Annotated in this window: 19 protein-coding genes and 1 riboswitch; of the genes, 7 read left to right on the plus strand and 12 right to left on the minus strand. The window is 70.7% G+C overall.

The annotated features are described in order from the left end of the window. Nucleotides 1-64: 64 nt before the first annotated feature. Together ACFUN8_RS08830 and ACFUN8_RS08835 are read right to left on the minus strand one after the other, a co-directional pair. On the minus strand, nt 65-814 hold the full coding sequence (locus tag ACFUN8_RS08830; RefSeq protein WP_383633652.1) for a transglycosylase SLT domain-containing protein: 750 nt from the start codon (nt 812-814) through the stop codon (nt 65-67). A gap of 4 nt (nt 815-818) precedes the next feature. Next, nucleotides 819-985, minus strand: a riboswitch (cyclic di-AMP (ydaO/yuaA leader). 617 nt (nt 986-1,602) lie between these two features. Beyond that, complete coding sequence (locus ACFUN8_RS08835) at nt 1,603-3,519, minus strand: right-handed parallel beta-helix repeat-containing protein (RefSeq protein WP_383633655.1); 1,917 nt, start codon at nt 3,517-3,519, stop codon at nt 1,603-1,605. A 443-nt stretch (nt 3,520-3,962) separates the two neighbouring features. Here ACFUN8_RS08835 and ACFUN8_RS08840 point away from each other — a divergent pair, with 443 nt between their 5' ends. From ACFUN8_RS08840 to ACFUN8_RS08855, 4 genes are all read left to right on the plus strand, one after another. Beyond that, nucleotides 3,963-5,891: a galactose oxidase-like domain-containing protein gene (locus ACFUN8_RS08840; protein ID WP_383633658.1), complete on the plus strand. Its 1,929-nt coding sequence runs from the start codon at nt 3,963-3,965 to the stop codon at nt 5,889-5,891. Then, nucleotides 5,888-7,750 (plus strand): Dyp-type peroxidase, encoded by a 1,863-nt coding sequence (locus tag ACFUN8_RS08845; protein WP_383633661.1) that lies wholly within the window; start codon nt 5,888-5,890, stop codon nt 7,748-7,750. The genes ACFUN8_RS08840 and ACFUN8_RS08845 overlap by 4 nt, the downstream gene beginning before the upstream one ends. 168 nt (nt 7,751-7,918) lie before the next feature. Then, nucleotides 7,919-9,577 carry an FAD-dependent oxidoreductase gene (locus tag ACFUN8_RS08850; protein ID WP_383633663.1) on the plus strand — a complete coding sequence of 553 codons (1,659 nt, stop codon included), beginning with the start codon at nt 7,919-7,921 and terminating at the stop codon, nt 9,575-9,577. Nucleotides 9,578-9,579: 2 nt separating this feature from the next. Further along, nucleotides 9,580-11,085, plus strand: coding sequence for an ATP-binding protein (locus ACFUN8_RS08855; RefSeq protein ID WP_383633809.1), 1,506 nt, complete (start codon nt 9,580-9,582; stop codon nt 11,083-11,085). Between the two features lie 16 nt (nt 11,086-11,101). On the opposite strand, the gene ACFUN8_RS08860 is transcribed toward ACFUN8_RS08855, so the two are convergent. Then, complete coding sequence (locus ACFUN8_RS08860) at nt 11,102-11,368, minus strand: UBP-type zinc finger domain-containing protein (RefSeq protein WP_382563002.1); 267 nt, start codon at nt 11,366-11,368, stop codon at nt 11,102-11,104. Between the two features lie 91 nt (nt 11,369-11,459). Here ACFUN8_RS08860 and ACFUN8_RS08865 point away from each other — a divergent pair, with 91 nt between their 5' ends. The 3 genes from ACFUN8_RS08865 (at nt 11,460) to ACFUN8_RS08875 (ending at nt 14,708) form a co-directional block, all read left to right on the plus strand. Continuing rightward, on the plus strand, nt 11,460-12,848 hold the full coding sequence (locus tag ACFUN8_RS08865; protein WP_383633667.1) for a VWA domain-containing protein: 1,389 nt from the start codon (nt 11,460-11,462) through the stop codon (nt 12,846-12,848). Nucleotides 12,849-12,979: 131 nt separating this feature from the next. Continuing rightward, on the plus strand, nt 12,980-14,011 hold the full coding sequence (locus ACFUN8_RS08870; RefSeq protein ID WP_383633670.1) for an NAD(P)-dependent alcohol dehydrogenase: 1,032 nt from the start codon (nt 12,980-12,982) through the stop codon (nt 14,009-14,011). A 109-nt stretch (nt 14,012-14,120) separates the two neighbouring features. Further along, nucleotides 14,121-14,708, plus strand: coding sequence for a TetR family transcriptional regulator (locus tag ACFUN8_RS08875; protein ID WP_383633673.1), 588 nt, complete (start codon nt 14,121-14,123; stop codon nt 14,706-14,708). Here the strand turns inward: ACFUN8_RS08875 and ACFUN8_RS08880 are convergent. From ACFUN8_RS08880 to ACFUN8_RS08920, 9 genes are all read right to left on the minus strand, one after another. Further along, nucleotides 14,680-15,444: a class I SAM-dependent methyltransferase gene (locus ACFUN8_RS08880; RefSeq protein ID WP_383633811.1), complete on the minus strand. Its 765-nt coding sequence runs from the start codon at nt 15,442-15,444 to the stop codon at nt 14,680-14,682. The genes ACFUN8_RS08875 and ACFUN8_RS08880 overlap by 29 nt on opposite strands. A 93-nt stretch (nt 15,445-15,537) precedes the next feature. Then, a complete protein-coding gene (locus ACFUN8_RS08885; protein ID WP_383633676.1) occupies nt 15,538-16,686 on the minus strand; it encodes a M20 family metallopeptidase in 1,149 nt (382 codons plus the stop codon). A 213-nt stretch (nt 16,687-16,899) separates the two neighbouring features. Beyond that, complete coding sequence (locus ACFUN8_RS08890) at nt 16,900-17,181, minus strand: helix-hairpin-helix domain-containing protein (protein ID WP_383633679.1); 282 nt, start codon at nt 17,179-17,181, stop codon at nt 16,900-16,902. Nucleotides 17,182-17,241: 60 nt separating this feature from the next. Continuing rightward, nucleotides 17,242-18,105: an LLM class flavin-dependent oxidoreductase gene (locus ACFUN8_RS08895; RefSeq protein ID WP_383633682.1), complete on the minus strand. Its 864-nt coding sequence runs from the start codon at nt 18,103-18,105 to the stop codon at nt 17,242-17,244. Further along, nucleotides 18,102-19,415 (minus strand): FAD-binding oxidoreductase, encoded by a 1,314-nt coding sequence (locus ACFUN8_RS08900; RefSeq protein WP_383633685.1) that lies wholly within the window; start codon nt 19,413-19,415, stop codon nt 18,102-18,104. Before ACFUN8_RS08900 ends, ACFUN8_RS08895 begins: the two co-directional genes overlap by 4 nt. An 85-nt stretch (nt 19,416-19,500) precedes the next feature. Continuing rightward, a complete protein-coding gene (locus ACFUN8_RS08905; RefSeq protein ID WP_383633813.1) occupies nt 19,501-19,809 on the minus strand; it encodes a hypothetical protein in 309 nt (102 codons plus the stop codon). Between the two features lie 53 nt (nt 19,810-19,862). Beyond that, nucleotides 19,863-20,615 carry a hypothetical protein gene (locus tag ACFUN8_RS08910; protein ID WP_383633688.1) on the minus strand — a complete coding sequence of 251 codons (753 nt, stop codon included), beginning with the start codon at nt 20,613-20,615 and terminating at the stop codon, nt 19,863-19,865. Continuing rightward, nucleotides 20,615-21,445: a phosphate ABC transporter ATP-binding protein gene (locus ACFUN8_RS08915; RefSeq protein WP_383633691.1), complete on the minus strand. Its 831-nt coding sequence runs from the start codon at nt 21,443-21,445 to the stop codon at nt 20,615-20,617. Before ACFUN8_RS08915 ends, ACFUN8_RS08910 begins: the two co-directional genes overlap by 1 nt. Before the next feature lie 21 nt (nt 21,446-21,466). Beyond that, on the minus strand, nt 21,467-22,435 hold the full coding sequence (locus ACFUN8_RS08920) for a sortase (RefSeq protein WP_383633693.1): 969 nt from the start codon (nt 22,433-22,435) through the stop codon (nt 21,467-21,469). Nucleotides 22,436-22,517: the final 82 nt, after the last annotated feature.

The raw sequence follows: 22,517 nt of genomic DNA on the forward strand, positions 1-22,517 counted from the left end.
GGTCCGGCCGGCGATCGGCGGACAGACGCGGCTCGGGAGCCGCGCGACGTGGTGGTCGGGTCTGTCAGTAGGGGCCGTTGACGTTGTCGATCGAGCCGTAGCGGTCGGCCGCGTAGTTGCACGCCGCGGTGATGTTGGCGACCGGGTCGTAGCTGTCGGTCGACGTGCCGGGCACGTGGTACGCCTCGAACGTCGGGTCGATGACCTGGAGCAGGCCCTTCGACGGTATGCCGGCCGCGGCGTTGGAGTCCCAGTTGTTGATGGCCTGGGGGTTGCCCGCGGACTCGCGCATGATGTTGCGGTGGATGCCGTCGTACGAGCCGGGGATGCCGTTCTGCGCCATGACGTCCAGCGCCTCCCGGATCCAGCCGTCGAGGTCGTTGGTGTAGGACTTGGCGGCGGCCTGGACGGCTTCGGCGGGCTTGGCCTTCGCGGCGTTCTCGGTCGAGGCGGTCGGGGCTGCCGCCGCCTTGGGCGCGCCGGCGAGCTTCAGCTTGAGGCCGGGGCGGATGAGCGAGGGGTTGTCGCCGATGGCGTCGCGGTTGGTCTTGTACAGCGCCTTCCAGCCGCCGCTCACGGAGCGGGCGTCCGCGATCTTGGCGAGGGACTCGCCCTTCACGACGGTGTGGGTCACCTTCTGGGCGGCGGTGACGGCCGACGGGGCCGCCGTGACGTGCTGCGGGGCGGGCGCGGCGCCGGCCGTGGTGGCGGTCAGCAGGGGCAGGGCGAGTGCGGCACCGCCCGTGCCGACGGCGATGAGCCGGTGGGCGAGCGGGATGGTGCGGGAACGGCGGTGCTTACCCTGTGCGGGCATGACGAGGTCCTCTCCGTCGCCTGCGAGGTGAGCTGTCGGGTTCGGGCGGGAGATGCCCGGCCGCGCTGTGGGCGCGGCTTCACCCCAAGCCGGTCCGGTGTAACGGATCGGCGACTTACCTGGGTCCCCCGCTCCTGCCGTACGTGAATGGTTGGATGCGGTTTCCGGACAGCGGCAGGATTCGGCGTTCCGCCCGGAATGACGAGAACGTAAGCGAGAACGTCGGGGCTAAACAAGTCCTGAATTCACAGCGCCGGGTCATTCGGGGATCGGGCGGCGATCAATTCGAATTCCCACTCGGCGGTTCAGGGCTCAACTTTCCTTTCCTGTGCGGGAGGTGGGCGGTCGGGCGGAACATTCGGCCCGCCGGCCCTGTGACACACATCACGGACTTTCCATGCAACCACGCAATCACAACACCGCCCAGAAACGGACAAGTTAGTCGTGGAATACCCATAACGACCGGACCCGCAAAGCGGACAAATGATTGCTTTCTTGTCCCCGAGGGAAGCCCCGGCGACAGGTCCACCCCGGACGGCCCCACAGTCGACAGCCCACCAACAGCCATTGCCCATTCGCGAATTCGACCCGGCATCGACGGAAGGCGCGTGCGCTTCGGATTCCATTCGGCACGCGACGTCACGGAGCGACTACAGCGACTACGCGGACCCCGGCCCAACGACTCGGCGCCTCCCGTCGCTCCCCTCACGGAGCGGCACGGAAGGCGCCGAGCGGGCTCACGCCCTGAGGATTTGCCTGGTAAGTACCCTTTTATCAGGCATTTGCCTCTAGTTGGCGGCCTGCTTCGTGCCCGGGCCGCCGGTGATCACGAAGCTCGACCCCGGCTCGACGAGGACATCGCCCTCGGCCGAGTTGGTGATGGTCACGTTCGTCAGCGCCGCGTTGCCGCGGGCGCCGCCCATCGCCAGGATGCCGGAGCCGTTGTTGGACTTGTCGATCGTGACGTTGCTGATCTCGACGTCCGGTACGTTGCCGCCGCCGTTCTTGAACTGAATGCCGTCATAGGTGGAGTCGGAGATCTCGGTGTCCCTGATCTTGACTCCGGTGATGTCCCGGCTCGCCGGGAAGATGGTGATCGCGCCGAACTCCTGGTCCTCGTTCCAGAAGGCGCCACCCGTGCGGTGGAGCGCGTTTCCGGTGAGCAGGGTCTCGCCCGAGAAAGGCAGGGGGTCGTGGTCGGTCGCCAGCATGATGCCGGGATAGTTGGCGGTGTCGGCGATCAGGTTGTTCTGCACCTTGTTGCCATAACCGCCGTATATCGCGACGCCGTTCGCCCGCCAGGGCAGCTGAATGGTGTTGTTGGTGAACGAGTTGTCGTGCGCGATGTCCACCGCCGGGTCCTTCACATAGCGGTTGGCCCAGACGGCGAGCGAATCGTCACCCGTGGTGCGGAATGACGAATTGTCGACCAGTGAATTCCGGGTGCCGTTGGTGAAGTTGATGCCGTCGGCATACGTGTTGCGAATCCGCATTCCACTGAACTCAAGGCCGTCGGCGGGGCCCCAGAGGGCCTGGATGTTGTCGTAGTCGCGGCCGACCCAGGCACCCACGTTGGCGTGCTCGATCCAGACGTTGGAGATCTTGGTGTTCTGCCCGAAGCGGCCGTTGAGGCCCACTCCGCCCTCGGCGCCCCCGCCGCCCCGGATCCGGCCCGAGCCGAAGATCGCGATGTCGGAGATCTGGGTGTTGTCGTCGATGTCGAAGCCGAAGTTGCCCTCGTGCGGGTGGTTGATCCCGCCCGCGTTCTGCGGCTCGGTGAGCGTGTAGAGCTGTGAGTGCCACATTCCGGCGCCGCGGATCGAGACGTCACTGATCCCGATCTGGTTGTACTGCCCCTGGTTCTGCGGGTCGTCGGTCAGGATCTTCTGCTCCTGACGCCACTGGCCCGCCGGGATCCAGACGCAGTCGATGTCGCCGTTCTGGTCGGCGGTCACCGCGTCCTGGATGGCCTTGGTGTCGTCGTTCCCGTCGTCGGGGACGGCCCCGTACTCGGTGATCGAGGTGCACTCGGCCGGCTTGGCCGCCGGGGGCGCCACCTGCTCCAGGTCGACCAGGTCGACGATGTAGAACTGGGCGGTGTCCTCCGCGTCACGCTGGAGCTTGAACTTGGTGCCCGCCGGATAGCTCTTCTCCAGCAGCGCGTGCGACTCGTCGAACAGTCTGCGGGCGTCCGTCTGGGGCGTGTTGGTCAGCGACTCGGGGTCGTCGGTGTTGCCGTACAGCCAGCTGTGCTTGGACGACAGATCCAGCTTCTGTACGAAGGTGCCGTCGGCGTAGAGGCTGATGGTGGCGTCGAGGCCACCGCCTCCCGGCGCGTCGGGTATGGAGTTGCGTACGACGATCGAGTTCGCCGCGTTGGTGGAGGTGAACTCCACGAACTCCCCGGAGTTGTCCAGCCGCACCGATTTACGGCCGGACGACTCGCTGGCGAAGTTGGTGTGCCCGAAGGTGCGCTTCGCGTCCGCCTCCAGCAACGTGCCGTCGTAGTCGGCGGCTTCGGCCTCGTACTCGGTGTACGGGAGGGTGGCTCCGCGCTCGGCCGCGGCCGGTCGTGCCAACGTGTCGTCGGCCTTCGCGGGCGCGCCGGCCGCCGACGCGGACGCGGCGGGCAGGAGTCCGACGACGAGCAGGCCGGTCATGGACATACCGGAGATCAGACGTCGTCTCAGGTGCTTCGACTTCATGGTGTCCTCTGTTTCCGTGGGGTCGACAGAGTGAGCAATGCCGGTCCGTGGTGGGGGTGGACGGCAGGACCACGATCAAACGGGACAGAATGACTGCCCCGATCTTGCAAGAGAACCGCAAATAATTGAGCTTCGCCGTTCAGGTCCTGCGATCAGGCAGTCAGAGTTTTCAAGCATGTCACGGGTTTGTCAACAGCTCGCGTCAGACGCCGACTTGGCACGCAACGGCCGGGCGGCGCATCGGGCCGTGCGCCGGGCGCGCACGCGGAGAGCGAACCCTATGACCTGCCTGTTACCTCCATCGAGGCAACATCGCTCGTTTTTCTGGACCTTTCCTCCCGTACACCGCCAGCATTGATTACTGCGAGTAGTCATTCGCTTCGGGTGCGGCATCGCCGTACCCCGTGCTCCAACCACCTCGGAAAGGACCTGGACCGAGCCGCATGAGAAATCCCCGCTCTCGCACAAGGCTGTCCAACACACTCGCCGCATGCGCTGTCGTCAGCGCCCTCGCCGCCACGACTCTCGTCGGTGCCGCCCCCGTTGTCGCTCACAGCGGCGAGGGCCACCACGAGCACTCCACCAGGGCGGGCGCCGGCCCGGCCGGGAAGACGGAGGGGCCCGGGACGGAGGGTCCCAAGGCGAAGGACCCCGAGGTCGATCCCGCCGAAGTGGCGATGCTCGGCCGTGAGCACGCCGAGGAGCACGCCACCACCCGGCAGGGCGCCGCGGACCTCGGCACCTATCCGCAGGCGACCCGCACCGCCCGGCTGAAGGCGCTCACCGAGAGCCAGGAGAAGACCAACAGGGAGTACAAGGCGTCGGACTTCGGCGCCTTCAAGGAGTACTTCGACTCACCGGACTTCGGCGTCCACGTCGCCCAGTTGCCGACCGGCAAGGTGCTCCTCTTCTCCTTCGAGCGGATCGAGACCGACCCCACCAAGGAGACGGCCCCCACGCAGGTCGTCGGAGCGGCCAACCGGGGCCGTGCCTTCCTCTGGGACCCCCAGAAGGGCACCGGCGCGAACGCCTTCAAGAAGGTCACCCCGCCCGCCGTCACGATGCCCGACAGCACGGGCGTCTCCCGCCCCGCGCCCATCTTCTGCGCGGGCCACGCCTTCCTGCCGAACGGGATGCTCGGTGTCTTCGGCGGCAATCTCGGCGGCAACGGCGGCTCGGGCGCCAAGCTGTCCTTCGTCTTCGACCCGTGGAGCGAGACCTGGGCGATGAACGAGGACATGTCCGTGGGCCGCTGGTATCCCAGCGTGGTCACCGGCCCCGACGGCCGGATGCTGATCATGTCCGGCCAGTCCGAGCTGGGCTGGGGCACGCCCACCCCGATCGTGGAGCGCTTCCCCGCGCTGCGGGACCCCGTTCCGTACCGCAAGACCGACATCCCCCGCTTCCAGCCGGTCGACCGCTTCGGCGCGGACGCCCCGTACAAGCTCGACTACCCGCATCTGTTCAGCCTGCGCGACGGGAAGATCTACGGCCTCGGCCGCAGCCACGACCAGCAGTGGCTGTTCGACCCGGTCAGGGAGACCCGGAGCGATCTGGCGCAGCGGCCGGGCGCGGTCGACCGTAGTTACGGCTCAGCCGTCCCGCTCCCCGGCGGCTTCCGCGGCCCGGACTCCGTCCTGGTCCTCGGCGGCGACCGTACGGACCCGAACACCTATCAGCTCGCCGCCGGCAAGTGGAAGACGAAGGAGGCGCGGGCCTTCGGCCGTACGCAGGACAACACCCTGCTGCTGCCCACCGGGAATCTGCTCACGGTCAACGGCTCCTACGACATCCGTGACTACGGCAACGGGCAGTACAACCCGAACGCGGACCTGAAGTACCGGCACACGGAGCTGCGGGACGAGAACGGCGACTGGCGACTCGGCCCCGTCCAGCGGCTGCCGCGCGGGTACCACTCGAACGCCGTGGTGCTGCCCGACGGGCGCGTCATGGTCACCGGCGACGAGGCGCAGCAGATCGCCAACGACCGGGACATCAAGGACGACATCGACGGCACCATCGAGATGTACGAGCCGCCGTATCTCCACAACGGCGCGCGTCCCGAGCTGGATTCCGCCCCGTCGCGGCCGCTCGCGTTCGACCAGCGGTTCACCGTCTCCAGCTCCACCGCCGACGAGGTGAAGCGGGCCGTGCTGCTGGCGCCCACGACCGCCACCCACTCGGTCAACACCAGCCAGCGGCACCTGGAGTTGCGGATCAAGCGGCAGGGCAACGGGGAGTTGGAGCTGCAGGGTCCGCCCACCGCCGAGGCCGCCCCGCCCGGCTGGTACATGCTCTTCCTCCTCAACGAGGAGGGTGTGCCGAGCATCGCCAAGTGGATCTCCCTCGAACCGGACGGGGCGCGGTCATGACCTACGCCACGGAGCGTCCGCAGACGTACGAGCCGCCGGCCGAGGCCGATCTGCCGCTGCGCAGGAGCCGGGAGATCCAGGGCGACATCATCGCCGGAGCCAAGAAGGACCATGTCCAGCTCCTCTTACTGAAGTTCGAGAACGACGTCCAGGCCAGGACGTGGCTGCGCCGGCTGCGGCCGCGGATCGCCACGACGCGGCAGGTCGCGGCGTTCAACGCGGAGTTCAGCAAGGCCCGTAAGCAGTCCGGCGGCGACGACCCCAAGGCCCTCAACGCCGTATGGCGGGTCGTCAGCTTCACCTACCCCGGGCTGAAGCTGCTGGCCGGGCGTGATCCCTTCCCGTCCGTTCCGCCGGGCAGCACGCAGGAGGCATACAAGCAGGGCCCGGCCGCACGGGCCGCGATGCTCGGCGACACCGGTCAGTGCGCGCCGGAGCACTGGCTGTTCGGCAACGGCACGGGCCAGCCCGTCCACGCGGTGCTCACCGTCTCCGCCGACCGTCCCCAGGACCTGCGCGTCGCGCTGACCGAGGAGCGCGAGGAGGCCGCCCGGCACAAGGTCGTGATCGTCTTCGAGCAGGACGGGGCGACCCTGGAGGGGACCCGCCGGGGCAAGGAGCACTTCGGCTTCAAGGACGGCATCAGTGAGCCGGCCGTCAAGGGCTTCGACGCGCCCGACCCGAACAGGCCCGAGCACAAGAAGGGCAGCCCCGGCACCCGGATCATCCCGGCCGGCGAGATCGTCGTCGGGTACGAGCGGGACGACGGGAAGCAGACCGACCTCCCGGACTGGGCGCGTGACGGCTCCTTCCAGGTCCTGCGGCGCCTCGCGCAGGACGTCCCCGGCTGGTGGGCCCAGGTCGGGGCGCGTCTGAAGGAGCTGAAGGTCCAGGAGGTGGTGCCTCCCGAGGCCACGACCGAGTGGCTGGCCGCCCGGCTGGTCGGCCGCTGGCGCTCGGGGACACCGGTGGCGAAGTGCCCGCACGCGGACAGCCCGAGTGACGCGGAAGCCTGGTCGGACAACGACATCAGCTACCGCGACGACCTGGAGGGCGAGATCACGCCGCTGTTCTCGCACCTGCGCAAGACCAGCCCGCGCGACGGCCTGCTGGTCAGGTCGAGCGACACGCAGACCATCCCGGAGAAGGGCGGCCTCGACGGGCGGCGCATCATGCGGCGCGGTATCCCCTACGGCCAGCCGTTCGACCCCGCCGGCAGTGCGGGCAACGGCCCGGACGCACCGCGCGGTCTGGTCTTCGTCTGCTATCAGTCGGACCTGGTCAAGCAGTTCGAGTTCATCCAGAAGGACTGGATCGAGGAGCCGAACTTCCCGCAGCGCGACCCGGCACCCGGCCGGGACCCGCTGGTCGCCACCGCCACCGAGGTCAGCTTCAAGGGCTGCCAGGTGCGCTTCGAGCAGTTCGTGCGGACGGAGGGCGCGGTGTACGCGTTCTCGCCCTCGCTGTCGACGATCGAGGCTCTCGCGGACGGGCAGCTGAACGGCGGCGGCGGCCCCGACGGTGACCTGATCATCGAGGCCCCGTACATCCTGCGCCCGGAGGACGGGTCGGTCGGCACGGCCAAGGCCCGGCTCGTGATGCGGCAGGACGGCAATCTGGTCGTCCTGAACGAGCGCGACCAGCAGGTCTGGGAGTCGGGCACCGCGGGCAGCGGCGGGGCCAGGGCGGTCTTCCAGGAGGACGGCGACATCGTCATCCTCGGGGCCGACGACAGGCCGGTGTGGAAGTCCCGTACGACCGGGAATCCGCGCGCCAAGCTCATCATCCTCATGGACGGGAACGTGGTGATCCGCGCCGCCGACGGCACGGTGGTCTGGCAGACCAACACCGCGCACTGACCGTCACCGGGCCCCGGGCGTGTCCCGGGGCCCTCCCGACCGCGGTGGACGGCGGCCCCCCAACCGCCGTCCACCGCACCCGCACGCCCGGCCCGGCCCTCCACGGCCACCGCGCGCCGTTGTCCACAGGACCCGGCACCCCGCGCCGTCCGGAGCGATGATGGAGGTATGGCGAATCCGACAATCCTGACCGTCGACGACGACCCCGCCGTCTCCCGGGCCGTCGCCCGCGACATCCGGCGGCATTACGGCGAGAGCTACCGGGTCGTACGTGCCGTGTCCGGCGAGGAGGCCCTGGAGGCCCTGCGGGAGATCAAGCTGCGTGGGGACCAGCTCGCGATCATGCTCGCGGACTACCGGATGCCCCGTATGAACGGCCTGGAGTTCCTGGAGGCCGCGATGGATCTCTTCCCGCTCGCCCGCCGGGTGCTGCTGACCGCGTACGCGGACACCGAGGCCGCGATCGACGCCATCAACGTCGTGGACCTCGACCACTATCTGCTCAAGCCGTGGAGCCCCCCGGAGCAGAATCTCTACCCGGTGATCGACTCGCTCCTGGAGCTGTGGCTGGAAACCCCGGATCCGGTCGCCACCGAGACCCGCGTGGTCGGTCACCGCTGGTCCGCGCCGTCCTTCGCCGTACGCGACTTCCTCGCCCGCAATCTGGTGCCGTTCCGGTGGCTGCTCTCCGACGAACCGGAGGGCACCCGGCTGCTGACCGCCGCCGGACTCACCCAGGCGGACGTGCCGATGGTCGTCACCTCCGACGGCAAGACGCTGGTGTCCCCCTCCGAGCGGGAACTGGCCGCGCATGTCGGGCTCAGCACGGTCCCGGCCTCGGACTTCTACGACCTGATCGTCGTCGGCGGCGGCCCCGCCGGCCTGGGCGCGGCCGTCTACGGCGCGTCGGAAGGGCTCCGTACGCTGCTGGTCGAGCAGCAGGCCACCGGCGGGCAGGCCGGCCAGAGCAGCAGGATCGAGAACTATCTGGGCTTCCCGGACGGCGTCTCGGGCCAGCAGCTGACGGAGCGGGCGCGCCGTCAGGCACTCAAGTTCGGCGCGGAGATCCTCAGCACGCAGCGGGCCGTGGCCCTGGACGCGGCGGGCTCCGGCCGGGTGCTGCGCCTGGGCGAGGCGGACTCCGTCACCGCTCACACGGTGGTCCTCGCCACCGGGGTCGACTACCGGCGCCTCGGGGCCGTCGGCGTGGCGGAACTGACCGGCACGGGGGTCTTCTACGGGTCCACCGTCACCGAAGCGGTCAACTGCTCCGACCAGGACGTCTACATCGTCGGCGGCGCCAACTCCGCCGGGCAGGCGGCCGTGTACTTCTCCCGCTACGCCCGCCGTGTCCACCTGCTGATCCGGCAGGGCGATCTGTCGCGTTCCATGTCGAGCTATCTGATCGAGCAGCTCGACGGCATCTCCGGCGTCGAGATCCATCCGTGGACCGAGGTGACGTGCGCGGAGGGCGACGGGCATCTGCAGAGCCTGACCCTGCGCGACAGCCGGTCCGGGGAGAGCAGGGACGTGTCGACGTCGTGGCTGTTCGTCTTCATCGGCGCCGAGCCCCACACGGACTGGCTGGACGGGGCCGTCACCCGCGACGACCGCGGCTTCGTCCTGACCGGGACGGACCTCATGACCAGCGGGCAGCGCCCGGCGGGCTGGCGGCTGCCACGCGACCCCTACCACCTGGAGACGAGCATCCCGGGCGTCTTCGCCGCCGGCGATGTGCGCGCGGCCTCGGTCAAGCGCGTCGCGTCGGCCGTCGGCGAGGGCGCCATGGCTGTTTCCCTGGTGCACCGCTATCTGGAGGCACAGTGACCATCCCAGCGGAGGACCGGCTCACACCGGACGAGCTGCGCACACTCTTCCTGTTCGAGGCGCTCAGCCCCGAACAGCTCGACTGGCTGGCCGCGCGCGGCCGGGTCGAGCGGCGGGAGGCCGGTGAGGTCCTCTACAAGGAGGGCGAGCCGGCCACCTGCTTCTTCATCCTGCTCAGCGGGGCCCTCTCGCTCAACCGGGTCCTGCACGGCGACGACGTCGAGGTCAACAGGACCGACCAGCGGGGCGTGTACAGCGGCGCCACGCGCGCGTATCTCGGCGACCGGGTCGAGCAGTTGTACCCGCACACGCTGCGCGCGGTCAGTGACGCGGAGTTCTACGTGCTGCCGGCCGACGAGTTCGCGTACGCGGTACGCACCTGGTTCCCGATGGCGCTGCATCTGCTGGAGGGCCTGTTCTTCGGTACGCGGGCGGCCAACGCGATCGTCAACGAACGGGAGCGGCTGCTGGCCCTGGCGTCGCTGTCCGCCGGTCTCACGCACGAGCTGAACAATCCCGCCGCGGCCGCTCTGCGGGCGACGGCGGGGCTGCGTGAGCGGGTCACGGGCATGCGGCACAAGCTGGCCATGATCGCCGACGGCCGGCTCGGCGGGGCGGATCTGCACCGTCTGGTGGGGCTCCAGGACGACGCCGTTCAGCACGCGGCCGCGGGTGCCGGCAACATGACCGCGATGGAGGCCGCCGACGCCGAGGACACGGTCAGCGACTGGCTGGACGAGCAGGGCGTCGCCGGGGCGTGGGACCTGGCGCCGTCGCTGGTGGCCGGGGGCATCGGGGTGCCGTGGCTGGCCGGGGCGGCCCGGACGATCGGCCCGGAGCACTTCGACGCGGCGGTGCGCTGGATCACGTACAACATCGATACCGAGCTGATGATGGGCGAGATCGACGACTCCGTGGAGCGGATCTCGGAGCTGGTCGGGGCGGCCCGGCAGTACTCGCAGCTCGACCGGACGCCGTTGCAGATCGTCGACGTGCACGAGCTGCTCGACGCCACGCTGACCATGCTCCAGGCCAAGATCCCGGAGAACGTGCGGGTGGTCAGGGAGTACGACCGGGAGCTGCCGTCGATCCCGGCGTACGGCGCGGAGCTGAACCAGGTGTGGACGAATCTCATCGTCAACGCCCTGGACGCGATGCCCGACGGTGGCACGCTCACGGTGCGCAGTTGGCGCGAGGACGCGCGGCTGATGGTGGAGATCGCGGACACGGGGGTGGGGATCACGAAGGAGGTCCGGCCGCGGATCTTCGAGCCGTTCTTCACCACCAAGCAGGTCGGTGAGGGCACGGGGCTGGGCCTGGACATCTCGTACCGCATCGTGGTCAACAAGCACCACGGTGACCTCAGGGTCACGTCGAAGCCCGGTGACACCCGCTTCCAGGTGTGCCTGCCGATCGAGGAGGAGGCGGTCGGCTCTGGGCGGGCGGGCGACGCCGAGGCTCAGGCCGAGGCCGACAACAGGACGGGGTCCGAGTCCGAGGCCGAGTAGGTCGGCCCAGCAGTTGTCAGCCCAGCAGTTGGTGGGTGAAGCACCAGCGCCAGTCCTCGCCCGGCTCCAGGGAGCGCATGACGGGGTGACCGGTCTGTGCGAAGTGCTCGGACGCGTGGCGCAGGGGTGAGCTGTCGCAGCATCCGACATGACCGCAGGTGAGGCAGAGGCGCAGATGCACCCAGTCCCGGCGGTCGAGGGCGACGCAGTCGACGCATTCGTCGGTGGGCGAAAGGGGCGCCACGTCAGTAGTCGCGTTGGCGAGATCTGTACATGTACCCATGCCGCCACGGTACTGCGGCGGGGCGCGGGCGGCGCGGTGGAGTCTGCGAAGTCCGCAGACTTCGGGTCCGTCGGCGGGCAGACTGGCTGCCGTGACGACACTCAGCAAAGGCGCCAATATCCCGGTAACGGTCCCCGCTGTGCGGGCGGTCCTCAGCTGGTCGGCAGGGCCCGGCGTCCCGGACGTGGACGCCTCCGCGCTGCTGCTGGCGAACACCGGACAGGTGCGCTCCGACGGCGACTTCGTCTTCTACAACCAGCCGCGCCACGCCTCGGACGCCGTACGCCATCTCGGCAAGCGCCCCGGCGCCGACTCGGTGGACGTGGATCTGGCCGCGCTGGAGCCCGCCGTCGAGCGTGTGGCGCTGTGCGCGTCGGCCGACGGCGGGACGTTCGGGCAGGTGCCGGGCCTGCGGCTGCTGCTGCTGGACGTGGCGTCCGGTGCGGAGCTGGCCCGTTTCGACATGTCGGCCGGTACGGAGACGGCGTATGTGAGCGGCGAGCTGTACCGGCGGGCCGGCGGGTGGAAGTTCCGGGCGGTCGGGCAGGGGTACGCGAGCGGGCTGGCCGGGCTGGCGACGGACTTCGGCATCACGGTGGACGCGGAGCCGCCTCAGCCGGTGGCAGCGCCGGTTCGGGCACCGGTGCCCGCACCCGTCCGGCCGCCGCGGGCGCCGGCCGCAGCGCCGTCCCGTGGCTCCTCCCCCGGTCCCCGGCTCACCAAGGGTGAGGAGCGGCTTCCCGTCGACATGCGCAAGCGCCTCTCGCTGCGTAAGGAGCAGGTGGCGGTCAGCCTGGACAAGCACGGTGTCACCGGGGTCGTCGCGCGCGTCATCCTCGTCCTCGACGCCTCGGGTTCGATGACCGCCCTGTACTCGCGCGGTGTGGTGAAGAACGTCGCCGAGCGGATGGCGGCCGTGGCGGCGCAGTTGGACGACGACGGCGAGATGCAGGCGTGGACGTTCGCCACGAACCCGGCCCGGCTGCCCGACCTGACGATCGGCGAGCTGCCCGAGTGGCTGAGGCTGCATGTGCGGGTGGGGCAGATGAGTCTCTTCGGCCGGAAGAAGCCGCCGAAGGGCCAGGTCCCGGGGCAGGTCGACATGCGCGCGGTCGGTTTCCAGAACGAGGAGCAGAAGGTCATCGCGGAGGTGCGGGCGTACGTACGTGAGAATCCGGTGCCGGCGCCGACCCTGGTCCTGTTCTTCTCCGACGGTGGTGTGTACCGGGACCGCGAGATCGAGGCGGAGCTGCGGGCGGCCGTCGAGGAGCCGGTGTTCTGGCAGTTCGTCGGGCTCGGCCGGGCCAACTACGGCGTGCTGCAGCGCTTCGACACCATGGCGGGGCGCCGCGTCGACAACGTCGGCTTCTTCGCCGTCGACGACATCGAGAGCGTGTCGGATCCGGAGCTGTACGACCGGCTGCTGTCGGAGTTCCCTTCGTGGCTGCGGGAGGCGCGGCAGGCGGGGATCCTGCGCTGAGCCCGGCGTCGCCGCCACCAACGGCAATAAACTAACTAGTTTGTTTGACTATCGAGGGCTCACGTAGGTACGTTTCATCGAGCGACAACAAACTAGTTAGTTACTTATGCCTGCGAAGGGAAGCCACCCCCATGAGGAACGTCACCGGATGGGCCGCCCACCAGCGGGGCGGCCCGCTGAAGCCCTGGGACTTCACCCGCCGTGAGCTGCGCGGCGACGACGTGGCCGTACGGGTGGAGTACTGCGGCGTCTGCTCCAGTGACATCTCCGCGATCAACCACGGCGGCGAGTTCCCGCTCGTACCCGGCCACGAGCTGGTCGGCGAGATCACCGCGGTCGGCGACGCGGTGACCCGGTTCACCGCCGGCGACAAGGTCGCGGTGGGCAACATCATCGACTCCTGCGGCGGCTGCCCGCCGTGCCTGGCCGGCCGCGAGAACTGGTGCCTGCGGTTCCCCACGCTGACGTACGGCAACACCGACCCGAAGGACGGACTGACGACACGGGGCGGCTACTCCTCGGAGTACGTACTGCCGGAGAAGTTCACGTACCACCTGCCCGAAGGGCTCGACCCGGCCGGTGTCGCGCCGTTGATGTGCGCGGGCATCACCACGTACGTCCCGCTGAAGCGGTGGGGCGCGGCGCCCGGCCGGACGGTCGGCATCGTCGGGATGGGCGGGCTCGGTCATCTCGCGCTGAAGATCGCGCACCGACTGGGCGCCGAGGTCGTCCAGTTCACCAGGACGCCGGACAAGGCGGACGAGGCGCGCGCCCTCGGCGCCGACGACGTGGTGCTGTCCACGGACGAGAAGCTGATGGCCGATCAGAAGGGCCGTTTCGACCTGATCCTCGACACGGTCGGCGCGGCGCACTCGCTGGAGCCGTACCTGTCCGCGCTCGCGATGGACGGCACGCTGTGCGTGGTGGGCATCCCGCCGGGGGACCTCACGGTCGGTCCGCTCAGCCTCATCCAGGGTGCGAAGACCCTGGCGGGCGCGGGGAGCGGCGGGACCGCCGAGACGCGGGAGATGCTCGACTTCTGCGCCGAGCACGGCATCGTCGCCGATGTGGAGATCATGCGCCCGGACCAGGTCAACGAGGCGCTCGACCGGCTCGCGCGCAACGACGTCCGGTACCGCTTCGTCCTCGACATGACCAAGTGAGGAGTGAGCCGAGTGAGGAGTGAGCCAGTGAGGAGTGAACCGGGTGAGGGGTGAACAGCCGACGGAACGGCCGAACGGGCCGACCGACCAGTTGGCTTAGCCTGGGGCCATGAAGACGGGACAGATCACCAGCGCGGGACAGGCGTCCCGCCGCCGGCTGCTCGACGCGGCGACGGCGGAGTTCGCCGCGTACGGTATCGCGGGCGCCCGCGTCGACCGGATCTCCGCCGCCGCCCAGGTCAACAAGGCGCAGCTGTACGCGTACTTCGGCAACAAGGACAAGTTGTTCGACGCCGTCTTCGCGGAGCATCTGGACCTGATCGTCGGTACGGTCCCGGTCACCGGCGACGATCTCCCCGGCTACGCGGTCCGGCTCTACGACGCGTATCTCGTCCATCCGGAGCTGGTCCGCCTGGCCACCTGGGCCCGGCTGGAACGCACCCCGACCGGGGATCTGTACCACTTCATGCCGGGCCACGACGACGAGAAGCTGCGGTCGATCACCGACGCGCAGACGGCGGGCGCCGTCGATCCGTCGATCCCTGCGGGGGACGTGCTCGCCATGGTCACCGCCCTGTCGATGACCTGGTCACCGGCCAGCGTCATGTACACCGCGAGCAAGGACGAACCGGAGTCCGACCACGCGCGCCGCCGCGCGGCGCTCGCGCTCACCGTGCGGCGCGCCTTCGCGCCGTGAGCAGCGGCTGGAAGAAGCCGGTGTCCTCGGGCTGTCGCCACATGGGCGCGTCGAATCCCGCCTCGGTCACGAGACCGGCCAACTGCCCCTCGGTGAGGGCCCGGTAGGTCGTACGCCGCACCTCGACGCGCCAGTCGTCGCCGGCGGGGATCAGCTGGAAGTGCTCCAAGTCGTAGCGCTCGCCGTCCTCGTGCCAGTCCCAGAGCTGGAAGGTGACGGTGCGTCCGCTGCCCGCGCCGTGGAGCTGCGGGGCGGTCGAGGCGGGGCGCGACCGGCGGATCCGGTCGTAGGGGCGGGTGCTGATCAGCAGCAGCCCGTCGCTCCGCAGCACGCGGCGCATCTCGCCCAGCGCGGTCAACAGGTCCTCGTCGGTGAGGAAATGGGGCAGGGAGTTGTCGGCGCACACGACGGCGTCGAAGGTGCCGTCCCCGAACGGGAGCGCCCGCATGTCGGCCGCCCGCACCGGCATCTCCAGCCCTCGCCGGGCCGCTTCCCGCCCCGCGCGGGCGGCGGCGGCCGGGCTGATGTCGGTGCCGGTGACCCGGTGGCCCCGCAGCGCGAGGCCGACGGCTTGCGTACCGATGCCGCACGCGCAGTCCAGCACTGTGGCGGGCGCCGTACCGAGGGCTGAGCGGATCACCGTGTCCAGGGCGCGGCCCTGGCGCTCCGTCGCGCCGTCCCAGTCGTCGTAGATGAGGTGGTAGTCGGCGGCGAGCCGGTCGTAGAACCGGGCCACGGAGGAGTCGTCGCCGGCGCCGTCCCTGGCATCGCCCCTGGCGTCGTCCCTGGTCTCGCCCCTGGCGCCGTCGTACGGCACGGAGTTCACCGCTCATCCGCGCGGCGCGACGTCGGCCGGGGCGGGGGTGGCTTCGTCGAGTACGGCTTCGACGAGAGCCGTCAACAGGGCGGTACGTCGCGGGAGTTCGGCCACCACGACGTGTTCGTCGTCCGCGTGCGCCCCGCCACCCACCGCGCCCAGGCCGTCCAGCGTGGGGACCCCGACGCCCGCCGTGAAGTTCCCGTCAGACGCACCGCCGACGGCGGCGGCCGTGAGCGGGCCGAGGCCGAGCCCGGCGGCGAGCGACGTGGCCAGGGCGAACAGCCCCGACGACGCCTCCGCCTGGAGCGGCGGGCGGTTGATGCCGCCCGCGATGCTGATCCGCGCGCCGGCCAGTACCGGCCGGAGTTCACGTACGGCCCGGTCGACCCGCCGCTGTTCGGCCGCGTCCCACACCCGTACGTCGAGCGCCACGCTCGCGCGGGCGGGGACGGTGTTGGTCGTCGTACCGGCGGACAGCGCGGTCGGCACGACGCTCGTGCCGCGTTCCGGATCGGCGAGCGCGGCCACGGCGAGGATCTGATGGGCGATCTCCACCCCGGCGTTCACGCCCTTCTCCGGTTCGAGCCCGGCGTGCGCGGCCCGGCCCTCGACATCGATCCGGTACAGGGACACGCCCTTGCGGCGGCACTTCAGCGCCCCGCCGTCGGCCGACGCCTCCAGCACGAACACCGCCTCGCAGCCGCGCGCCTCCGCCTCGATCAGGCTCCGTGACGACGGCGAGCCCAACTCCTCGTCACCAGTGATCAGGATCGACAGCCCCGCCCGGCCACGGACCGACGCGGCGGCGTGCAGCGCCATCACGACGCCCGCCTTCATGTCGAAGCAGCCCGGCCCGCGCAGCACGCCGTCGCGGACGGAGTACGGGTGCGTCTCCAGCGTGCCCATGGGCCACACCGTGTCGTGGTGCCCGAGCAGCAGGACGCGCGGTGTCCCGCCGAACCGCCACCGCAGATGCGTACTGCCGTCGATCACGACGCGGTCCGGTTCGGCGTCGAGCAGCCGGCGTCCGAGCGCCGTCACGGCGTCCGCGCTGCGGGCGACGGCCTCGCGGTCGGACGACGGGGACTCGCAGCGTACGAGGGTCTCGATGTCGGCGAGGAGGTCCCGTACGGTCGCGTCGGCGCGCGCGGCCGTCATCGCGACCCGCCCCGAGACGCCCGGCGGGGCAGCGCGCCGGTCCGCGACTCCCCCTCGGCGGGCACCGGTTCACCACCGTCGGCGACTCGGCCGCCGCGCAAGAGTGTCCGCATGCGTTCATCTCCTCAAGGACGGGCTGGAGCATCAAGGACATACCGCAGCACCTGCTGTTACTGCAGCAGACCTTAGGGCCCGTCAGCCGCCGCGCCCGGCCTACTCGCCCTGCCCGGCCCGGAGCCGTTTGCGCTCGGGGGTGTAGTGCCACCACGGGCGGGCCGGCAGTCCTTCGGCCTGGTCCACGGCGGACATCACGGTGTCGAGCAGACACGGGTCGTGCCGTTGACCCGCGGCCGCCGACATCCGCTCGTACAGCTCGACCGGGTCCTCGCCCGCCAGCTGCGCGATCCGGGTGATACCGATGGTCGCGAAGTGCCCGGCCACGGAGCGGCCGACGTTGACCAGTTCGGTGAGGTCCGATCCTTCGGAGGCGGTCATCGGGCTCCCTCCCTCTCGCTCTCGCTCCTGTCGTCGTTCTCTCTCATCTCGTCGTTCTCCCTACTTCTCGTCGAGGGCGTCGGCCAGCAGACCGACCTGTTCGGGCGCCCCCGAACAGGGGAACAGCACCAGATCGTCGGCGCCCGCCTTCCCGAGGCGGTCGATCTCCTCGTGCAGGTGGCGGGTGTCGGTGATGACGTCGGGACGGACCTGGGGAAGGTACGCGGCGCCGTAGTAGTGGGCCACGTACGCCTCGGCGGTCTCCACCGCGCCCGGCCCCAGGCAGAAGTACCGCTCGGCGACGATCCGTGGCCGCCCCGCGCGTCCGGCCCGCGCCCACTCCCGGCGTACGGCGGCGACGCCCGTCTCCAGCGTCTCCAGACCGAACGACGGCGCCACCCAGCCGTCCGACAGGGCGGCGGCCCGGGCGAACCCGGCGGGTACGAGTCCGGCCAGCAGCAGCGCCGGTCGCCCCGGCGGCAGGGCGGGGATCGGCCCGGACACGCCGGCGACGTCACCGCGCCACACCTCCCGCATCGTCGCGAGGGCCGCCTCGAAGGCGGCGCCCCGTCCGGCCGTCGGTACGTCACTGGCGGCGTAGTCCTCGGGCCAGCCGCCCATGCCGAGCCCCACGGTCAGCCGCCCCGCGGAGAGCCGTTCGACCGAGTCGATCTGCTTGGCGAGGACGACCGGATTGGCCCGGTAGCCGGCGTTGAGGACAGTGGTCAGCAGTTCGATACGTTCGGTTCGGGCCGCCGCGGCGGCCAGCGCCACCAGCGGGTCGAGATTGTCGTACACCAGCCGGTCGATCACACCCAGCGAGTGGAAACCCCGCCGCTCACTCTCGGCGGCCCAGTGCCCGACAGACGAGTAGTCCGTGCCCGGCACGGCGGCGGGAAGTCCGATTCCGATGCGTGGCCTCATCTGTCATCCCCCTTCGGTGGGATGTTGAAGTTGATCCGGAACATGTTGTCGGGGTCGTGGCGGGCCTTGACGGTCCGCAGCCGGTCGAAGTCGGCCGGGGTGTAGGCGGCGCGCACGCGGTCGGGGCCGGTGTCCTCGACGCCCGCGAAGTTGAGGTTGATCCCGCCGGTGCTCCAGGGGCGCAGCCGGGCGAGCAGGTCGTCGCGCCGCCGCAGGGTGTCCGGTTCGGGGACGGCGCCGGTGAAGAGGGAGAACGCCGCGTCGCGTCCGCCGACACAGTTGGGGACCTTCGGCGGGCGGGCGTACGCGCCGCCGAAGTGCCGCAGCTCGGTGACGAACGACGCGCCGGAGTCCGGTCCGGCCAGCGCCACGACGGTGTCGACCGTCCCGGCGGTCAGCTCGCCCAGCAGCAGGTTGCGGTCGTGGGCGACGTACGGCGCGGACGTGGGCTCATGGTGGATCGTGCCGACGTCGGCGTACGGCAGGTCCCGCACGGTGTCGAGCAGGGCCGCGGGGCGGAGGCCGCGCAGCGGACGCACCAGGCGCTCGCCGTCCGCCGGGTCGCCGCTGTAGGCGATACGGAGGTGGGTGACGAAGCGCCCGCGCAGCGGCTCCGGTACGTCGGGCAGGTCGGGGTTCCGGGCCAGCAGCACGGACGACGCCATGGCCTCGGGCACCTGCCGGACCCAGTCGGCGTAGGCGTGCAGCACCTCGGCGGTGGCCTCACCGGGGAAGTAGAGCCCGCCGCCGTACAGCCGCGAGACCGGGAACAGGTCGACCTCCATGCCGACGACCAGGCCGAAGTTGTCCTTGCCGCCGCGTACGGCCCAGAAGAGGTCGGGGTCCGCGTCGGCCGTCACCTCCCGGAGCCGGCCGTCGGCGGTGACCAGCCGCAGCCGCCGCACATGATCGGCGGCGAACCCGAATCGCCGCCCCAGCAGCCCGGCCCCGCCACCGACGAGATAGCCGACGGCGCCGACGTTGGGGCTGGAGCCGTTCAGCGGGGCCAGCCCGTGCGGGGCGGTGTGCGCCAGCACGTCACGCCAGCGCGCGCCCGCCTCGATCCACGCCGTCGCGCGGGCGGCGTCGACGCGTACGCCCGCCATCCGCCGCGTATTGACGAGTACGGCGCCGTCGGCGGCCACGCTCGGCCCGTGCCCGGTGGCCAGCACACCGACGGCCCGCTTCTCCTCGGCGGCCAGTCTGACGGCGGCCACCACGTCCTGGTCGTCGGCGGCCTCGACCACATGGGCCGGGTGTGACTCGACGGCTCTGTTCAGTCCCAGCCGCGGGTCGGTGTCTGTGCTCATACGGAGGACCGTAGACGCGCTGGTCGGACGGGGTCTTGTACGAATCGGACACGGCCGGGCGGTCATCACTCAGCCGCTCACCCGCTCAGGGAACGAGCACGGACACGATCACGAGGGTGAACGTCGGCACCAACGCCACCAGGGCGCTGATCGGCCAGTACAGCGGGGACTCCAGCGGAATCCGGCGCCGTACGGGGCGGTTGGCGAGCCACCAGAGCAGTGTGAACCCGACCACCAGCGGCGCCCCGACCAGAAACCACGGCAGCATGCCGTCGTTCTCCGTCGGGTTGCGTTGCGTCCAACCGACCGCCGCGAGCGGCCAGTTCGCCGCGAAGTACCACAACAGCCATACCGGCACGACAGCCGGGACTCCCAACAGCAGGTTCACGCCCACGGATGTCAACGACCACTTCCACATGTGCCCAGTATGGAAGCCCGGGTTGGACGTCACACGCGAACCAGGTAGGAGAAGCCCGTGTCCGGGCCCACGCAGGACTGGAGCGTGAGGTCGCCCCAGTACAGGCCGTGGGCAGGGGCGCCGCGGCCCGGCGTGAGATGGCGGGCGTAGACCCGGTAGTGGAGCGTCGCGCGAGGGGTCTCCACGGTGACCTCCGTGCCGATCGGCAGCGTCGCGAGTTGTCCGAAGCCGCAGAAGTCGTGACCGACGACGACCGCCGTACGCATCGCGTAGCCGTTCTCGGTGCCGAGGTCCGGGCCCGCCCACTGGACGGCGTCGCGGCAGGCGTCGACGGCTTCCTGGCCGCCGCGGACGATGCGGGTGGACCAGGATCCGATCCGCAGGGTGGTCGCGGTGGTCTTCGTGGAGGTCCTGCTGGGCGGGGCGGACGTGGCGGTCGTGGCCGGTTTCCCGGTCGGCGGTGCGGTGGGGGCTTTCGGCGCGCTCGGGGTGGTGGGCGGCGTCGGTGTCGGCTCGGGTACGCGGGGAGGGAACCGTGGCGAGTTCGGGAGCCCGTCCGTCGTACTCGGGGGCGGGGGCGGGGGCGGGGGCGGGGGCGGGGACGGGGGCGGGGGTTCGGGCCGGGGTGTCCGTGCGGCCGGCGGTGCGGCGGCGGTGCGCGCGGCCTCCTGGGGCGTGGGGGACGTAGGAGACGTACCACACGCGGTGAGCGCGACGAGCAGCGCACACAGGACCGGTCCGCGCCCGCGCCGCGGTTTCCGCCCGCTCCGCCCGCCTCGCATCATCCGAAGCGGCCGTTCACGTAGTCCGAAGTCCGCGCGTCCTGCGGAGAGTTGAACATCGCGTCGGTCGTTCCGTGTTCGACGATCACGCCGGGCGTGCCCTGTTCGGCGAGGAAGAACGCGCAGTGGTCGGAGACGCGCGCCGCCTGCTGCATGTTGTGCGTGACGATGACGATGGTGACCTCCTCCTTGAGGTCGGCGATGGTCTCCTCGATACGGCGCGTGGAGGTCGGGTCCAGCGCGGAGCACGGTTCGTCCATCAGCAGCACCCGGGGGCGTACCGCCAACGACCTTGCGATGCAAAGGCGTTGCTGCTGGCCGCCGGAGAGCGCGCCACCGGGCTGGCGGAGGCGGTCCTTGACCTCGCGCCACAGGCCGGCCTTGGTCAGACACTCCTCGACCAGGTCGTCCTTGCCGGAGCTGCCCGCCCTGATGCCGTTCAGCTTCAGGCCCGCGAGGACGTTGTCGTACAGGGACATCGCGGGGAACGGGTTGGGCTTCTGGAAGACCATGCCGATCTCGCGGCGGGCCCGGGTGATCCGGCGGCCCCGGTCGTAGATGTCGTCGCCGTCGAGCAGCACCCGCCCGGCGAGGGAGGCGGAGCCGATCAGTTCGTGCATCCGGTTGAGGATGCGCAGGAAGGTCGACTTGCCGCAGCCGGACGGGCCGATGAGGGCGGTGACCTCCAGGGCCGGCATGGTGAGCGAGACCCGGTCGAGGACCTTGTGGTCGGCGAACCAGGCGGAGATCTCCTCGGCTTCGAGCGTCGCGGGGGACGCCGTGCCGCTGCTCGCGGCGGCTGTGGGCAGGGATGTCGTGACGGCGGTCATGGTGAGGCAACTCCCTTGTTTTCAGAGCAGGTTGGGCAGGATGCGGGTGGCGGCGCCGGAGACGGCGATACCGAGTGCGGTCAGCACGGGGCCGGCGGTGATCCAGGTCTGCCAGGTCCCCCACACCCGGTGCAGCCAGACGGTGGCGAGTGCGGCCAGCAGCAGGGCCTGCGACCAGAGGAAGACGGCGAGCCAGGCTCCGTTGTCGCCGCCGAGGGCCTCCTCGGCGGGGCCGATCCAGCCGCTGCGGAGAGGTCTCGGCGGGCTGGGCTGGATCGGGGTGGTGAGCGCGGCGTCGACGCGCAGCACACCGGCGGGGGTGTACGCGGGGCCCGACGCGGTCATGAGGGTGAGCCGGCCACGGCCCTGGGCGAGGGGGGTGGGCAGCTTGTCGCCGGGGTGGCGGACGCCCAACACCTCGTACACCGCCTTGCCCTGACCGGTCGTCACCTCGATCGGCGTGCCGGGGGTCAGCTTTCCCAGTGCGTTGAACGGGCTGCCGTAACCCCACTGGCGGCCCATGATCACGCTGGTGCCCTCCTGGCCGGGCAGCGCGGTGTCACGGCGGTGGCCGGGGCCCGACATGAGGACGCCGGACGTGGTGCCCTCGGCGACGACCTCGCGCAGTCCGAGGGAGGGAATGCGCAGGAGTGCGACGGGTGCGCCCATGGCGAGGGGCTTCCCGTCGAAGGTCCGCTGGCCCACCGGGGCGGTGCCGAGGGCGAGTTGCCGGCGCAGTTCGTCGTATCCGGTCTGCTGGTCGCGGGCGTGCTGGAGGTGTCCGACGACGGTGAGGTTGGCGGCGAAGCCGAGCAGTACGGCGGCGAGCACGCACAGGGCCGCCCCGGCGAGCGCGAGCCCGGGGCGGGGCGGGGGTCGGTCGTCCCCGGACCGGGGGCCGGAGCCCGGACGTGGCGCTGCTGCCGCGACGGGCGGCGGGGGCAGCGGCGGTGGCGGTGGGGCGGATGGCGGGGTCAGCACGGTCGTCACGTCGGGTGCGCTCCTCGCGGACAGGACAGGGACTGAAACAGGGACGGGGACAGGGAGAAGGCGGCGGGCGGGGGTGGGCCGG

It is taken from the genome of Streptomyces sp. NPDC057307, from assembly GCF_042667665.1.
Lineage (GTDB): Bacteria > Actinomycetota > Actinomycetes > Streptomycetales > Streptomycetaceae > Streptomyces.

What these genes read in the sequence shown, in the direction of transcription:
- ACFUN8_RS08835 (WP_383633655.1), bottom strand. Translation starts at nt 3,519, where the DNA reads ATGAAGTCGAAGCACCTGAGACGACGTCTGATCTCCGGTATGTCCATG.
- ACFUN8_RS08875 (WP_383633673.1), top strand. Translation starts at nt 14,121, where the DNA reads ATGAAGACGGGACAGATCACCAGCGCGGGACAGGCGTCCCGCCGCCGG.
- ACFUN8_RS08845 (WP_383633661.1), top strand. Translation starts at nt 5,888, where the DNA reads ATGACCTACGCCACGGAGCGTCCGCAGACGTACGAGCCGCCGGCCGAG.
- ACFUN8_RS08890 (WP_383633679.1), bottom strand. Translation starts at nt 17,181, where the DNA reads ATGACCGCCTCCGAAGGATCGGACCTCACCGAACTGGTCAACGTCGGC.
- ACFUN8_RS08850 (WP_383633663.1), top strand. Translation starts at nt 7,919, where the DNA reads ATGGCGAATCCGACAATCCTGACCGTCGACGACGACCCCGCCGTCTCC.
- ACFUN8_RS08895 (WP_383633682.1), bottom strand. Translation starts at nt 18,105, where the DNA reads ATGAGGCCACGCATCGGAATCGGACTTCCCGCCGCCGTGCCGGGCACG.
- ACFUN8_RS08910 (WP_383633688.1), bottom strand. Translation starts at nt 20,615, where the DNA reads ATGCGAGGCGGGCGGAGCGGGCGGAAACCGCGGCGCGGGCGCGGACCG.
- ACFUN8_RS08860 (WP_382563002.1), bottom strand. Translation starts at nt 11,368, where the DNA reads ATGGGTACATGTACAGATCTCGCCAACGCGACTACTGACGTGGCGCCC.
- ACFUN8_RS08915 (WP_383633691.1), bottom strand. Translation starts at nt 21,445, where the DNA reads ATGACCGCCGTCACGACATCCCTGCCCACAGCCGCCGCGAGCAGCGGC.
- ACFUN8_RS08840 (WP_383633658.1), top strand. Translation starts at nt 3,963, where the DNA reads ATGAGAAATCCCCGCTCTCGCACAAGGCTGTCCAACACACTCGCCGCA.
- ACFUN8_RS08885 (WP_383633676.1), bottom strand. Translation starts at nt 16,686, where the DNA reads ATGACGGCCGCGCGCGCCGACGCGACCGTACGGGACCTCCTCGCCGAC.
- ACFUN8_RS08900 (WP_383633685.1), bottom strand. Translation starts at nt 19,415, where the DNA reads ATGAGCACAGACACCGACCCGCGGCTGGGACTGAACAGAGCCGTCGAG.
- ACFUN8_RS08830 (WP_383633652.1), bottom strand. Translation starts at nt 814, where the DNA reads ATGCCCGCACAGGGTAAGCACCGCCGTTCCCGCACCATCCCGCTCGCC.
- ACFUN8_RS08870 (WP_383633670.1), top strand. Translation starts at nt 12,980, where the DNA reads ATGAGGAACGTCACCGGATGGGCCGCCCACCAGCGGGGCGGCCCGCTG.